The 14,016-nt window shown below is 55.9% G+C and carries 13 protein-coding genes; 12 read left to right on the top strand and 1 reads right to left on the bottom strand.

Annotated elements, in window-relative coordinates; genetic code table 11:
- Nucleotides 1–30: 30 nt before the first annotated feature.
- The 7 genes from pxpB to nei are packed head-to-tail and all read left to right on the top strand — an operon-like array spanning nt 31 to nt 5,588.
- Nucleotides 31–687 (top strand): 5-oxoprolinase subunit PxpB, encoded by a 657-nt coding sequence (gene pxpB, locus LQK91_RS08300; protein WP_105099408.1) that lies wholly within the window; start codon nt 31–33, stop codon nt 685–687.
- Nucleotides 681–1,610, top strand: coding sequence for a 5-oxoprolinase subunit PxpC (gene pxpC, locus LQK91_RS08305; protein WP_105099407.1), 930 nt, complete (start codon nt 681–683; stop codon nt 1,608–1,610). Before pxpB ends, pxpC begins: the two co-directional genes overlap by 7 nt.
- A complete protein-coding gene (gene pxpA, locus LQK91_RS08310) occupies nt 1,600–2,337 on the top strand; it encodes a 5-oxoprolinase subunit PxpA (protein WP_008925017.1) in 738 nt (245 codons plus the stop codon). Before pxpC ends, pxpA begins: the two co-directional genes overlap by 11 nt.
- A 52-nt stretch (nt 2,338–2,389) precedes the next feature.
- Entirely contained in the window at nt 2,390–3,118 is a 729-nt protein-coding gene (locus LQK91_RS08315; RefSeq protein ID WP_105099406.1) for a DUF969 domain-containing protein, read from the top strand.
- Nucleotides 3,118–4,134 (top strand): DUF979 domain-containing protein, encoded by a 1,017-nt coding sequence (locus LQK91_RS08320; RefSeq protein WP_033762882.1) that lies wholly within the window; start codon nt 3,118–3,120, stop codon nt 4,132–4,134. The genes LQK91_RS08315 and LQK91_RS08320 overlap by 1 nt, the downstream gene beginning before the upstream one ends.
- Before the next feature lie 6 nt (nt 4,135–4,140).
- Nucleotides 4,141–4,788 (top strand): pyroglutamyl-peptidase I, encoded by a 648-nt coding sequence (gene pcp / locus LQK91_RS08325; RefSeq protein ID WP_008925020.1) that lies wholly within the window; start codon nt 4,141–4,143, stop codon nt 4,786–4,788.
- A gap of 11 nt (nt 4,789–4,799) precedes the next feature.
- Nucleotides 4,800–5,588, top strand: a complete 789-nt coding sequence (gene nei / locus LQK91_RS08330; protein WP_105099405.1) for an endonuclease VIII — start codon at nt 4,800–4,802, stop codon at nt 5,586–5,588.
- A 269-nt stretch (nt 5,589–5,857) separates the two neighbouring features.
- On the opposite strand, the gene LQK91_RS08335 is transcribed toward nei, so the two are convergent.
- Complete coding sequence (locus tag LQK91_RS08335; RefSeq protein WP_003853167.1) at nt 5,858–7,141, bottom strand: citrate synthase; 1,284 nt, start codon at nt 7,139–7,141, stop codon at nt 5,858–5,860.
- Between the two features lie 633 nt (nt 7,142–7,774).
- Here LQK91_RS08335 and sdhC point away from each other — a divergent pair.
- From sdhC to sucA, 5 genes are all read left to right on the top strand, one after another.
- Nucleotides 7,775–8,164 carry a succinate dehydrogenase cytochrome b556 subunit gene (gene sdhC, locus LQK91_RS08340; protein ID WP_033742984.1) on the top strand — a complete coding sequence of 130 codons (390 nt, stop codon included), beginning with the start codon at nt 7,775–7,777 and terminating at the stop codon, nt 8,162–8,164.
- The gene (gene sdhD / locus LQK91_RS08345; RefSeq protein ID WP_008925023.1) at nt 8,158–8,505 is read left to right on the top strand and encodes a succinate dehydrogenase membrane anchor subunit; all 348 of its coding nucleotides are present in this window, start codon (nt 8,158–8,160) and stop codon (nt 8,503–8,505) included. The genes sdhC and sdhD overlap by 7 nt, the downstream gene beginning before the upstream one ends.
- Entirely contained in the window at nt 8,506–10,272 is a 1,767-nt protein-coding gene (gene sdhA, locus LQK91_RS08350) for a succinate dehydrogenase flavoprotein subunit (RefSeq protein WP_039659182.1), read from the top strand.
- A gap of 14 nt (nt 10,273–10,286) precedes the next feature.
- Complete coding sequence (locus LQK91_RS08355) at nt 10,287–11,003, top strand: succinate dehydrogenase iron-sulfur subunit (RefSeq protein ID WP_003853156.1); 717 nt, start codon at nt 10,287–10,289, stop codon at nt 11,001–11,003.
- 200 nt (nt 11,004–11,203) lie between these two features.
- A complete protein-coding gene (sucA, locus tag LQK91_RS08360) occupies nt 11,204–14,011 on the top strand; it encodes a 2-oxoglutarate dehydrogenase E1 component (RefSeq protein WP_003853155.1) in 2,808 nt (935 codons plus the stop codon).
- Nucleotides 14,012–14,016 lie beyond the last annotated feature (5 nt).

Below are 14,016 nucleotides of genomic sequence, written 5' to 3' on the forward strand. Positions count from 1 at the left end.
TCGCGATCTCAACTGAGCGGGAGGTAGCTGTTGCAACGAGCACGGTGTTATTTATTGGGTGAACGCGCTGTCGTGCTGGAGCTGGAACCCCCGGTCTCACTGGAGAGTCAGCAACGTATCTGGGGACTTAACCAGCGATTGCAGTCCTCTGCGAGCGTGCTGGAGGTCATTCCCGGCATGAACAACATCACCTTGATTTTGCGTGATCCCCAGCAGAGTGCGCTGGATGCGATTGAGCGACTTCAGCGATGGTGGGAAGAGAGTGAAGCGCAATTACCTGAGTCGCGTCTGGTAGAGATCCCGGTGATCTACGGCGGTGAGGCCGGTCCCGACCTGACGGCGGTGGCTGAACATGCCGCGCTGACGCCTCATCAGGTGGTTGAGCTGCACAGCAGCAGCGAATACGTCGTGTTTTTTATTGGCTTTCAGCCGGGTTTCCCCTATCTGGGCGGACTGGATCCGCGCCTGCACATTCCGCGTCGTAGTGAGCCCAGGGTGGCCGTGCCCGCGGGATCCGTGGGTATCGGTGGCAGCCAGACCGGCGTCTACCCTCTGGCGTCGCCCGGCGGCTGGCAGTTGATCGGCCAGACACGCACCGCGCTGTTTGATCCGCTGCAGCAACCGCCCACGCTGCTCCGTCCGGGTGACAGAGTGCGCTTTGTGCCGCAACAGGAGGGCGTATGTTAAACATTCTGCGGGCCGGGCTGGCGGCCACTATTCAGGATGCGGGTCGATACGGCTGGCGTCAGTATGGCATCAGCCCCGGTGGCGTGCTGGATTATCCCGCCATGTTCACCGCCAACGTACTGGTAGGCAATGCGCCCGACAGCGCGGTGCTGGAGATGGTGCTCGGCCAGTTCAAAGCAGAGTTTACCCGCGACGGCTGGTTTGCGCTGACGGGTGCAGGCTGTCATGCGGAGCTGGACGGCCAGCCGGTCTGGACGGGCTGGCGCACGCCAGTGAAACGCGGACAGGTCCTGTCGCTGGCGATGCCGCAGCGTGGTATGCGCAGCTATCTGGCGGTGCAGGGTGGTTTTGACATCCCCGCGGTGCTTGGCTCTGCCAGTACCGACCTGAAAGCAAAATTTGGCGGATTTCATGGGCGCGCCTTGCAGGATGGCGATCAGGTCCCGCTGGGGAAACCGACGCGTCAGTTCGACCGCAAAGTCGGGGTACGACAACTGCTGTGGGGCAACCGCATTCGCGCCTTGCCTGGTCCGGAGTATCACGAATTCAGTCCCGAAGCGCAGCAGGCGTTCTGGCGCACCGCATGGAAACTCAGCCCGCAAAGTAACCGGATGGGATACCGGCTGGAAGGACGTGAGCTTAAACGTGAGCGCCCGCGCGAGCTGCTGTCACACGGCGTGATGCCAGGTGTGATTCAGGTGCCGCCGAACGGACAGCCCATCGTATTGATGGCGGATGCCCAGACTACCGGTGGTTATCCGCGCATCGCTTCTGTTATCGAAGCCGATCTTTATCACCTGGCGCAAATCCGTCTGGGTGAGCCGATTCACTTTATTCACTGCACCCTGCCGGAAGCGATGCTGGCCCGTCAGCATCAGCAACGCGCTCTGGACCAGATGAAATGGGGACTCAATGAAAATTGATTTAAACGCCGACCTGGGTGAGGGCTGCGCCAGCGATGAAGCGCTGCTGCAACTGGTGAGCTCTGCCAACATCGCCTGTGGCTTTCACGCCGGTGATGCACAGACCATGCTGCAGTCGGTGCGCTGGGCAAAGGCATCCGGCGTCGCCATCGGGGCGCATCCCGCCTTTCCCGATCGCGAGAACTTTGGCCGCAGCGCCATGCAGTTGCCGCCGGAAACGGTCTATGCCCAGATGATCTATCAGATTGGCGCGCTGAAAAGTCTGGCAGAAAGTGAGGGCGCGCGCCTGGTGCATGTTAAGCCACACGGCATGCTCTATAACCAGGCTGCATCTGACCCGGTGCTGGCTGATGCCATTGCCCGCGCCATCAGGGCGGTGGACAGCCAGCTGATTGTGGTCGGGCTGGCGAATAGCGAATCGATCCGTGCTGCGGCGCATTACGGTTTACACACGCGGGAAGAGGTGTTTGCTGACCGTGGCTATCTCAGCAGCGGTGCGCTGGTGCCGCGCAACCAGCCGGGCGCGCTGATTGAGAATGAACAGCAGGCTATCGATCAGACACTGACAATGGTACGGCAGGGCAAAGTGAAAAGTATCACCGGAGAATGGGTGGCGGTGAACGCGCAGACTGTCTGCTTACATGGCGACGGCGAGCATGCCCTGCAGTTTGCACAGCGGTTACGTGATGCGTTTGCCGACCAGCAGATTCGTGTCACCAGCGCCTGAATAATCACACTTAGCCCGGCTTATGCCGGGTTTTTTAACTCGGGGAAAATCCATGGAAACTGCAGTGAATCTCTGGCCACTACTGGGCATTGCCGCGATCATCGTCGGCTTCGTATTACGTTTTAATCCGGTGCTGGTGGTGATTGTCGCCGGATTTGTCACCGGTCTGGCTGCGATGATGCCCCTGGCGGACATTCTGGAAAAACTCGGCGCAGGGTTTCTTAACACCCGGAACCTGCCGCTGATTCTGCTGCTGCCACTGGCGGTCATTGGCCTGCTGGAACGTCACGGGCTAAAAGAAAGGGCGCAGGCGTGGATTGCTCAGATTAAAACCGCCACCGCCGGACGGCTGCTGATCGTCTACCTGTTTGTGCGTGAAATTACTGCGGCACTGGGGTTAACCAGTCTTGGCGGACATCCGCAGATGGTGCGTCCGTTACTGGCACCGATGGCGGAGGGCGCCACAGAAAATCGCTATGGCGAGATCTCGCCTGAACTGCGCCATAAGCTGCGCGCCATGTCAGCGGCGACCGATAACGTCGGCCTGTTCTTTGGTGAAGATATCTTCGTGGCATTTGGCGCGATTATCTTTATGCACAACTTTATGCAGGCGTCGGCCGGGATTCAGACTGAGCCGCTGCACATCGCCTTATGGGGCATTCCAACTGCCGCTGCTGCGTTCCTGATCCATTCAGCGCGTCTGGTTCGTCTGGATCGTCAGCTGGCACGTGAGCTGCAGCAGCTCAACAGCCAGGCGCTGAAAGCCAAAGGAGGCCAGTAATGTTTCAGCAACAATATCTGATGTGGCTGGCGGGCATTATCCTGCTGGTGGTGGCTATCCTCTCATGGCGTGACCGCGCTAATCCGCGTCGCTTTACCACCGGACTCTTCTGGGCCTTATATGGCCTGGTTTTTCTGGTCGGTGACTGGACGACGGCGCTGATGAGCAGCCTGATGGGCTCGGACGCGGCGGGCACCCGAATGCTGCACATCACCATCGGTGTCATTGTGGTGATCATGGCGCTGATTGCGGGTTTAGGGGGTGTCCGGCTGGGTCGTTATCATCAGCGCACTAATGAAGAGAAACAGGCAAGCGCACAGCGTCTGCGGAATAAGCTGTTTCTGCCTGCACTGGCGATTCCGGTTGTGACCGTGGTCGGTGTGCTGGCGTTCAACAATATTCCGGGGTTGCAGGATGCGGTGTTCGGTCCCGGTAATCACGCCACGCTGGTGACATTGTTTTCAATGATGGCCGGCTGTGTGATTGGCTGGCTGGTGGCGTTAAAACTGACCCATGAAAAACCGGTACAGTCGATGCAGGAGACCCGTCGCCTGCTGGATTCAATTGGCTGGGCGTTTATCCTGCCGCAGATTCTCGCCACCCTGGGACTGCTGTTTACCGCCGCGGGCGTAGGCAGTGCTATTTCGCATCTGACTGAAACCTGGCTGGCGGTGGATAACCGCTTTATCGCCGTCACCGTCTATGCCGTCGGGATGGCACTGTTAACCATGGTCATGGGTAACGCGTTTGCGGCATTTCCGATTATTACTGCAGGCGTTGGCATTCCGATTCTGGTGCTGCAGCACGGCGGAAATCCGGCGGTAATGGCGGCGATTGGTATGTTCTCCGGTTACTGCGGCACGCTGATGACGCCGATGGCGGCCAACTTCAATATTGTTCCGGCGGCGCTGCTGGAGCTGCCCGATCGTAACGCGGTCATTAAGGCTCAGATTCCAACCGGTGTGCTACTGTTAATCGTTAACATTTTCCTGCTCTATTTCCTGATGTTTCTGTGAGGCTGCATGAAAACTGTCCTGATGACCGCTTTTGAACCCTTTGGCGGTGAAACGATTAATCCCTCCTGGGAAGCGGTGCGCGCGCTGGAAGGCAAAAAGATTGGCGGAGCGACGATCGTCATCCGACAGCTGCCGGTGGTATTCAGTGAGGTACTTAATGTGCTGAATCAGGCACTGGAAGAGGTTAAACCGGACGCGGTAGTGTCAGTCGGGCAGGCGGGCGGTCGCAGCGACATTACCGTGGAACGTATCGGTATCAATGTCGATGACGCCCGGATCCCGGACAACGCCGGCCAGCAGCCTGTAGACGAACCGATTGTGGCAGGCGGCCCGGCAGCCTATTTTTCCCGTCTGCCCATCAAAGCGATTGTGGCGGCAGTGCGCGACGCGGGGATCCCCGCGTCGGTCTCACAGACCGCCGGGACCTTTACCTGCAATCGGGTGATGTATGGTCTGCTGCACTGGCTTGAGCAGCAGGGGAGTCCGGCGCGGGGTGGCTTTATTCATATTCCTTACCTGCCTGAACAGGCAGCGCAACATCCTGGTGCGCCGAGCATGGCGGTCGCGACCATTATTCAGGCGCTGGAGATTGCGGTGAAGGTGACGCTGGAGACCGGCGAAGATATTAAACAGGCTGGCGGCGCCACCCATTAAGAGGAAGAACGATGCCAGAAGGACCGGAAATTCGCCGCGTGGCGGATAAGCTTGAAGCCGCCATTGTGGGTCAGCCCTTAACGGAAGCGTGGTTTGCGTTTCCTCAGCTCAAGACCTATGAACCTTCACTGATTGGTGAGCAGGTGCAGGCGATTGAGACGCGGGGTAAAGCGCTGCTGACTCATTTCAGCAATGGTCTGACGCTCTACAGTCATAACCAGCTTTATGGTGTCTGGCGCATTGTGAAACCCGATACCGAACTCAATACCACGCGTCAGTTGCGGGTGCGGCTTGCTACAAAGGGTAAAGCGATTCTGCTTTACAGCGCGTCAGATATTGAACTGCTTAACGCTGATACGCTGGCGGCACATCCGTTTCTGACCCGCATCGGACCGGATGTGCTGAACAGCGCGCTGACGGTTGAAGAGGTGCGAGAGCGGCTGCTGTCACCCCGTTTTCGGCGGCGTCAGTTCAGTGGTCTGCTGCTGGATCAGGCTTTTCTGGCCGGGCTGGGAAACTATCTGCGTGCCGAGATTCTCTGGCTGGCGCAGTTGCTGCCAAATCATCGGGCGCAGGATCTCAGTGACGATCAGCTGACTGCTTTCAGCGAGGCGCTGCTGTCGGTGCCGCGTCATGCCTATCGGATGCGAGGCACCATGAAGAAATATCATGAGGAAGCGGCGTTTCAGTTTGAGGTGTTTCATCGGCAGGGCAAAGAATGCCGGCGCTGTGGCACGGCGATTGAGAAGGGCACGCTGTCATCACGGCCGTTTTACTGGTGTCCGGGGTGTCAGAGATAGACAGTAAAGTCAAAAGGGTAAAATGCTCTTACGGCTGACAGAGCCAGGCCCGTGTGAATCTTATAGCAATAAAATAGCTTAACGCGCAGGGAACACCGTCAGAGGAGGAAAGCGTCCCGCGCCAGGGACGGCGCGGGCCGAGCGGCCAGGGAGGGTTTAAGCGACTTTCCGATCTGACCGTGTTTCATGCGCAGGCGCGGTATCAAAACCAACTGCCCTGTCTTTAAAACAGCATAAGGCGGAGAGGAAAGATCTCCGCCCTCCGAATCTTACTTCTTCAGCTGTGAACTGAATTCGCGCTCGGTATAACCGGTGTAGAGCTGACGCGGACGGGCAATCTTCATGCCTTCGTCGTGCATCTCTTTCCAGTGTGCAATCCAGCCAACAGTACGGGCCATCGCGAAGATCACCGTAAACATGGAGGATGGAATACCCATCGCTTTCAGAATGATACCGGAGTAGAAGTCCACGTTTGGATAGAGTTTACGCTCGATAAAGTACGGGTCGTTCAGCGCAATGTGTTCCAGCTCCATCGCCACTTCCAGCAGGTCATCCTTCATACCCAGCTCATTCAGCACTTCATGGCAGGTATCGCGCATTACGGTCGCACGTGGATCGTAGTTTTTATACACGCGGTGACCAAAGCCCATCAGACGGAATGAGTCATTTTTGTCTTTGGCGCGCTTAACAAATTCCGGGATGTGCTCAACGGTGCTGATCTCTTCCAGCATACGCAGGGTCGCTTCGTTGGCACCGCCGTGCGCCGGTCCCCACAGGGAGGCGATCCCGGCGGCGATACAGGCAAACGGGTTCGCGCCGCTTGAACCGGCGGTACGTACGGTCGACGTAGAGGCGTTCTGCTCATGGTCAGCATGCAGGATCAGAATGCGGTCCATCGCGCGTTCCAGGACCGGATTCACTTTGTACTCTTCGCACGGGGTAGCAAACATCATGTGCAGGAAGTTACCGGCATAGGAGAGGTCGTTGCGAGGATAAACAAATGGCTGGCCGATAGAATATTTGTAACACATTGCTGCCATGGTCGGCATTTTGGAAAGCAGACGGAATGCCGCGATTTCGCGGTGGCGCTCAATGTTTACATCCAGCGAATCGTGGTAAAACGCAGCCAGAGCACCCGTAACACCGCACATAACCGCCATCGGATGTGAGTCACGACGGAAGCCGTGGAACAGGCGGGTAATCTGCTCATGAATCATGGTGTGGCGGGTAACAGTGGTGCGGAACTCATCAAACTGTTTCTGGTTCGGTGCTTCGCCATTCAGCAGAATGTAGCAGACTTCCAGATAGTTAGAGTGGGTCGCCAGCTCAGAAATAGGGAAACCACGGTGCAGCAGGATACCTTCATCACCATCAATAAAGGTGATGGCAGATTCGCAGGACGCAGTAGACGTAAAACCGGGATCGAAGGTGAACAGGCCACTTGAACCCAGAGCGCGGACATCAACCACATCCTGGCCCAGCGTACCTTTCAGCACGTCCAGTTCAATAGATGTTCCATCTTGCAGGGTTAGCGTTACTTTTTTATCTGTCATTTTCGTCTCCATAGCGCCTTATGTAGGTAAGGATCTTTAGACACCTGAAACGCGTTCATGTTGCGGTTGGCAAAACTACACAGTATCACTCTGCGGGGATAAAGCGGGTGCAGGGTACAGAGTGAGCGGCGCGTTCCCAGCGGGAACCGGTGAGCCATGGACATGCTGCATATCGCGGTTGTTAAAGATCCGGTCAGGACATAACTTCTTGGTAACCAATAACCTGATGCTTTTTAAAGCTCATTATCGCAATGTTACATAACTTGCGCTTAGGGGAAAGTGTATCCCCATAACTTTTGTGCATCATAGGAATTTATAGGCTTAGTTTGTAACTGAATTGTTGAACTATTGTCAAATCAGATAATTAAAATTGTATCAATTGTGAAAATCGTGAGTATGATCACTGTTCTACCTAAAATATACCAAAGAGTTTGTAGGGGAATTGTAATCAGAATGTGATCCTCCTATACTCCAGGCAGGTCTCCGGAACACCCTGACACCAGGAGCCACCCAGCGTTTACTACCGCGTCAATTAACACTGGATGTTGCTTTATTGGTGACGGTTAAAGTCTGCCACGCGTTGTGATTAGACTCCGCCTCAGGTCCGGAGGAAGCAAAATAAAAAAGAGCTGTGTGGGCAAAACCGTGAAAAAACAAAGACCTGTCAACTTGGATCTCTCGACGATCCGGTTTCCCGTTACTGCAATAACGTCCATTCTTCACCGCGTCTCCGGCGTAATCACATTGGTTGCTATTGGCATCCTGCTGTGGCTACTCGGTCTCTCTCTCTCTTCTCCTGAAGGTTTCCAGCACGCTGCATCCATCATGGACGGCTTCTTCGCGAAGTTCATCATGTGGGGCATTTTAACGGCGCTGGCCTATCACGCGGTGAGCGGGATTCGTCATATGTTGATGGATTTTGGTTATCTGGCCGAAACGCTGGAATCAGGTAAGCGTTCCGCTCATATGACTTTTGTGATCACTGTCGTGCTGGCAATTCTGGCGGGAGTCCTCGTATGGTAAGCAATGCATCCGCGTTGGGTCGCAACGGCATTCAGGACTGGCTGCTGCTGCGGGCAACGGCAATCCTCATTACGCTCTACATCGTCTACATCCTCGGTTTCGTTGTGATGACAGACACGCTGACCTATGACCTGTGGCGTGGCTTCTTCGCGTCCGCATTCACCAAAGTGTTCACGCTGCTGACGCTGTTCTCCATTCTGGTCCATGGCTGGATCGGGATGTGGCAGGTGTTAACAGACTACGTCAAATCGCTGCCGGTTCGCTTGCTGTTGCAGTTTGTGATTGTCGTGGCGCTGTTGTGGTATGCGATTTATGGCTTTGTTGTGGTGTGGGGTGTGTAAATGAGTTTGCCAATCAGAGAGTTCGATGCCGTGGTAATCGGCGCAGGTGGCGCAGGAATGCGGGCCGCACTGCAAATCTCCCAGGGCGGCCAGACCTGCGCTCTGTTATCTAAAGTTTTCCCGACCCGTTCCCACACAGTATCTGCGCAGGGCGGTATTACCGTTGCGCTGGGTAATACCCATGAAGATAACTGGGAATGGCATATGTACGACACCGTCAAAGGGTCCGACTACATCGGTGACCAGGACGCGATTGAATATATGTGCAAAACCGGCCCGGAAGCGATTCTGGAACTGGAGCACATGGGCCTGCCTTTCTCGCGTCTGGAAGATGGTCGTGTTTATCAGCGTCCGTTTGGTGGTCAGTCGAAGAATTTCGGTGGCGAGCAGGCGGCACGTACCGCGGCCGCAGCTGACCGTACTGGTCACGCGTTGCTGCACACGCTTTATCAGCAGAACCTGAAAAACAAAACCACCATCTTCTCTGAGTGGTATGCACTGGATCTGGTGAAAAATGCCGATGGCGCAGTCGTTGGATGTACCGCAATCTGCATCGAAACCGGCGAAACCGTTTATTTCAAAGCGAAAGCGACCATTCTGGCAACCGGCGGTGCAGGCCGTATTTACCAGTCCACCACCAATGCGCATATCAACACCGGTGACGGCGTCGGTATGGCACTGCGTGCGGGCGTGCCGGTGCAGGATATGGAGATGTGGCAGTTCCACCCAACCGGTATCGCCGGTGCGGGCGTGCTGGTCACAGAAGGCTGTCGTGGTGAAGGCGGCTATCTGCTGAACAAACATGGCGAACGCTTCATGGAGCGTTATGCGCCGAATGCCAAAGATCTGGCGGGCCGCGACGTGGTTGCGCGTTCAATGATGATTGAGATCCGTGAAGGTCGCGGCTGTGATGGCCCGTGGGGTCCGCATCTGAAGCTGAAACTGGATCACCTCGGTAAAGAGGTGCTTGAGTCACGTCTGCCAGGCATCCTTGAGCTGTCTCGCACCTTTGCCCATGCTGACCCGATTAAAGAGCCAATCCCGGTCATCCCGACCTGCCACTACATGATGGGCGGTATTCCGACCAAAGTGACCGGTCAGGCACTGCGCGTGAATGAGCAGGGCGAAGATGTGGTGATTCCAGGCCTGTTCGCTGTCGGTGAAATTGCCTGCGTATCGGTCCATGGTGCCAACCGTCTGGGCGGTAACTCACTGCTCGACCTGGTGGTCTTTGGCCGTGCAGCCGGTCTGCATCTGCTGGAGAGTATTAAAGAGCAGGGCGACCTGCGCGATGCTTCTGAAGATGAGATTGCCGTAGCGATGGCGCGCTTCAACCGCTGGGAAAACAATACTACCGGTGAAGACCCGGTTGAGATTCGTAAAGCGCTGCAACGCTGCATGCAGAACAACTTCTCTGTATTCCGCGAAGGCGACGCAATGGCGCAGGGTCTGGAAGAGCTGAAAGAGATTCGCGAGCGTCTGAAGTCAGCGCGTCTGGATGACCGCTCACCAGATTTCAATACGCAGCGTATTGAGTGCCTTGAGCTGGATAACCTGATGGAGACGGCTTTTGCCACGGCGGTAGCGGCTAACTATCGCACCGAGAGCCGCGGTGCACACAGTCGCTTCGACTTCCCGGATCGTGATGATGAAAACTGGCTGTGCCACAGTCTTTATGTCCCGGAAACCGAAAGCATGACGCGCCGTGAGGTGAACATGCAGCCGAAACTGCGCGCGGCGTTCCCGCCGAAAGTGCGTACCTACTAATTTCGGAGACGATCATGAGACTTGAGTTTTCAATTTATCGCTACAATCCGGACGTCGATGACAAGCCGCGCATGCAGGATTACACCCTGGAGTCGGAAGACGGTCGCGACATGATGCTACTGGATGCGCTGATTCGCCTGAAAGAGAAAGATCCAACGCTGGCGTTTCGTCGCTCCTGCCGCGAAGGCGTCTGCGGCTCTGATGGCCTCAACATGAACGGTAAAAACGGACTGGCCTGTATTACGCCCGTCTCGGCATTGGGCAACGGCAAACAGAAAATTGTTATCCGTCCGCTGCCAGGTTTACCGGTAGTGCGTGACCTGGTCGTAGACATGAGCCAGTTTTATGCACAGTATGAGAAAATTAAGCCTTTCCTGCTGAATGATGGCGAGAACCCGCCAGCACGTGAGCATCTGCAGTCACCGGATGAGCGCGAACACCTGGATGGTTTGTATGAATGTATTCTCTGTGCCTGCTGCTCAACCTCATGCCCATCTTTCTGGTGGAACCCTGAGAAGTTCATCGGTCCTGCTGGCCTGCTGGCAGCATACCGCTTCCTGATTGACAGCCGCGACACGGAAACCGAAGCGCGTCTCGACAATCTGAATGATGCTTTCAGCGTATTCCGCTGCCACAGCATCATGAACTGTGTGAGTGTCTGTCCGAAAGGGCTTAACCCGACGCGCGCCATCGGCCATATCAAGTCGATGCTGCTGCAGCGCGGCGCATAAGTTATCTCCGCCGGGAACCTCAGGTTCCCGGTGTTTTACGGAAGCCTCTGTAAGCGCGGTGACTACCACGTTTACAAAGGTTCCCTTACGGGCCACGCGCGCTGCGCAAAGTGCTCGTATCGCTGAACTCACTACGGCAAACCGCGAAAGCGGCAACAAATGAAACCTCAAAAAAGCATAGCAATGCTTAAGGGATCACAATGCAGAACAGCGCGATGAAGCCCTGGCTGGACTCTTCCTGGCTGGCCGGCGCGAATCAGTCTTACATAGAGCAGCTCTATGAGGATTTCCTGACCGATCCTGACTCTGTCGATGCAGTGTGGCGCTCGATGTTCCAGCAGTTACCGGGCACCGGAATGAAACCTGAGCAGTTTCACTCCACCACACGTGAGTACTTCCGTCGCCTGGCGAAAGATGCATCTCGTTACACCTCATCTGTCTCCGATCCGGAAACCAACTCCAAGCAAGTGAAAGTGCTGCAGCTGATTAACGCGTTTCGTTTCCGCGGTCATCAGCATGCCAATCTTGATCCGCTCGGCCTGTGGAAACAGGACCGTGTCGCCGATCTCGATCCCGCTTTTCACGACCTGACCGAGGCCGATTTTCAGGAAAGCTTTAACGTAGGTTCATTTGCCATTGGCAAAGACACCATGAAGCTGGCCGATCTCTTCCAGGCGCTGACGCAGACTTACTGCGGCTCGATTGGTGCAGAATATATGCACATCAACAACACCGATGAAAAACGCTGGATCCAGCAGCGTCTTGAGTCGGTTGCGGGCCGTGCAGCGTTCAGCAACGAAGAGAAAAAAGGTTTCCTGAAAGAGCTGACTGCGGCAGAAGGGCTGGAAAAATACCTTGGGGCGAAATTCCCGGGTGCCAAACGCTTCTCGCTGGAAGGCGGCGATGCGCTGGTTCCGATGCTGCGCGAAATGATTCGTCACGCCGGCAAGAGCGGTACCCGTGAAGTGGTACTGGGTATGGCGCACCGTGGTCGTCTCAACGTGCTTATCAACGTGCTGGGCAAAAAGCCGCAGGATCTGTTCGACGAGTTCGCCGGTAAGCATAAAGAACATCTGGGCACCGGTGACGTGAAGTACCACATGGGCTTCTCCTCTGACGTGGAAACCGAAGGCGGCCTGGTTCACCTGGCGCTGGCGTTTAACCCGTCACACCTGGAGATCGTCAGCCCGGTGGTTATGGGTTCTGTGCGTGCCCGTCTGGATCGTCTGGATGAGCCAGCCAGCAATAAAGTTTTACCGATCACCATTCATGGTGATGCGGCCGTAATTGGTCAGGGCGTGGTTCAGGAAACCCTGAACATGTCACAGGCGCGCGGTTATGAAGTGGGTGGTACGGTTCGCATCGTTATCAACAACCAGGTTGGCTTTACAACGTCCAACCCGAAAGATGCGCGTTCAACCCCTTACTGCACCGACATCGGCAAAATGGTGCTGGCACCGATTTTCCATGTCAATGCTGACGATCCGGAAGCGGTCGCGTTTGTGACCCGTCTGGCGCTCGATTACCGCAACACCTTTAAGCGCGATGTGTTTATCGATCTGGTCTGCTATCGCCGTCATGGTCATAACGAGGCGGATGAGCCAAGTGCGACCCAGCCGCTGATGTATCAGAAAATCAAAAAACACCCGACGCCGCGCAAAATCTACGCCGACCGTCTGGAAGGTGAAGCCGTTGCCACGCAGGAAGATGCGACCGAAATGGTCAATCTCTACCGTGACGCGCTGGATGCGGGCGAGTGCGTGGTGCCGGAATGGCGTCCAATGAGTCTCCACTCCTTTACCTGGTCACCTTACCTGAATCATGAGTGGGATGAGCCTTATCCGGCGCAGGTCGACATGAAACGTCTGAAGGAACTGGCGCTGCGTATCAGCCAGGTGCCTGAAGAGGTGGAAGTGCAGTCGCGTGTTGCCAAGATTTATAACGACCGTCGTCTGATGGCTGAAGGCGAAAAGGCCTTCGACTGGGGCGGCGCGGAAAATCTGGCCTACGCCACGCTGGTTGATGAAGGTATTCCGGTTCGCCTGTCGGGCGAAGATACCGGTCGCGGTACTTTCTTCCACCGTCATGCGGTGGTTCATAACCAGGCGAACGGCTCAACCTATACTCCTCTGCATCATGTGCACAGTGGTCAGGGTCAGTTCAAAGTGTGGGACTCCGTGCTGTCAGAAGAGGCGGTACTGGCCTTTGAATATGGCTACGCCACCGCAGAGCCGCGCATCCTGACCATCTGGGAAGCGCAGTTTGGTGACTTCGCCAACGGTGCACAGGTTGTTATTGACCAGTTCATCAGTTCCGGTGAGCAGAAATGGGGCCGTATGTGTGGCCTGGTGATGCTGCTGCCGCACGGTTATGAAGGTCAGGGCCCGGAGCACTCCTCTGCGCGTCTGGAGCGTTATCTGCAACTTTGCGCTGAGCAGAACATGCAGGTTTGCGTGCCGTCTACACCCGCACAGGTTTACCATATGCTGCGTCGTCAGGCGCTGCGCGGTATGCGTCGTCCACTGATTGTGATGTCACCAAAATCTCTGCTGCGCCATCCGCTGGCTATTTCCACGCTGGATGAACTGGCGAATGGCAGCTTCCAGCCTGCGATTGGTGAAGTCGATGATCTGGATCCGCAGGGCGTTAAACGCGTCGTACTGTGCTCCGGTAAAGTGTATTACGACCTGCTTGAGCAGCGTCGTAAAAATGAGCAGACCGATGTGGCTATCGTGCGCATCGAACAGCTTTATCCGTTCCCGCATCAAGCGGTTCAGGAAGCATTGAAAGCGTATTCTCACGTACAGGATTTTGTCTGGTGTCAGGAAGAGCCACTGAATCAGGGCGCCTGGTACTGCAGCCAGCATCATTTCCGTGAAGTTGTGCCATTTGGTGCCACTTTACGTTATGCAGGCCGCCCGGCCTCCGCCTCACCGGCCGTGGGTTACATGTCCGTACACCAACAACAGCAGCAAGACCTGGTTAATGACGCGCTGAACGTTAATTAATTAAA

This window comes from Pantoea sp. MHSD4, assembly GCF_021043305.1.
GTDB classification, from domain to species: Bacteria; Pseudomonadota; Gammaproteobacteria; order Enterobacterales; family Enterobacteriaceae; genus Pantoea; species Pantoea eucalypti.

What these genes read in the sequence shown, in the direction of transcription:
- pxpC (WP_105099407.1), top strand. Translation starts at nt 681, where the DNA reads ATGTTAAACATTCTGCGGGCCGGGCTGGCGGCCACTATTCAGGATGCG.
- pxpA (WP_008925017.1), top strand. Translation starts at nt 1,600, where the DNA reads ATGAAAATTGATTTAAACGCCGACCTGGGTGAGGGCTGCGCCAGCGAT.
- LQK91_RS08315 (WP_105099406.1), top strand. Translation starts at nt 2,390, where the DNA reads ATGGAAACTGCAGTGAATCTCTGGCCACTACTGGGCATTGCCGCGATC.
- LQK91_RS08320 (WP_033762882.1), top strand. Translation starts at nt 3,118, where the DNA reads ATGTTTCAGCAACAATATCTGATGTGGCTGGCGGGCATTATCCTGCTG.
- pcp (WP_008925020.1), top strand. Translation starts at nt 4,141, where the DNA reads ATGAAAACTGTCCTGATGACCGCTTTTGAACCCTTTGGCGGTGAAACG.
- nei (WP_105099405.1), top strand. Translation starts at nt 4,800, where the DNA reads ATGCCAGAAGGACCGGAAATTCGCCGCGTGGCGGATAAGCTTGAAGCC.
- LQK91_RS08335 (WP_003853167.1), bottom strand. Translation starts at nt 7,141, where the DNA reads ATGACAGATAAAAAAGTAACGCTAACCCTGCAAGATGGAACATCTATT.
- sdhD (WP_008925023.1), top strand. Translation starts at nt 8,158, where the DNA reads ATGGTAAGCAATGCATCCGCGTTGGGTCGCAACGGCATTCAGGACTGG.
- sdhA (WP_039659182.1), top strand. Translation starts at nt 8,506, where the DNA reads ATGAGTTTGCCAATCAGAGAGTTCGATGCCGTGGTAATCGGCGCAGGT.
- LQK91_RS08355 (WP_003853156.1), top strand. Translation starts at nt 10,287, where the DNA reads ATGAGACTTGAGTTTTCAATTTATCGCTACAATCCGGACGTCGATGAC.
- sucA (WP_003853155.1), top strand. Translation starts at nt 11,204, where the DNA reads ATGCAGAACAGCGCGATGAAGCCCTGGCTGGACTCTTCCTGGCTGGCC.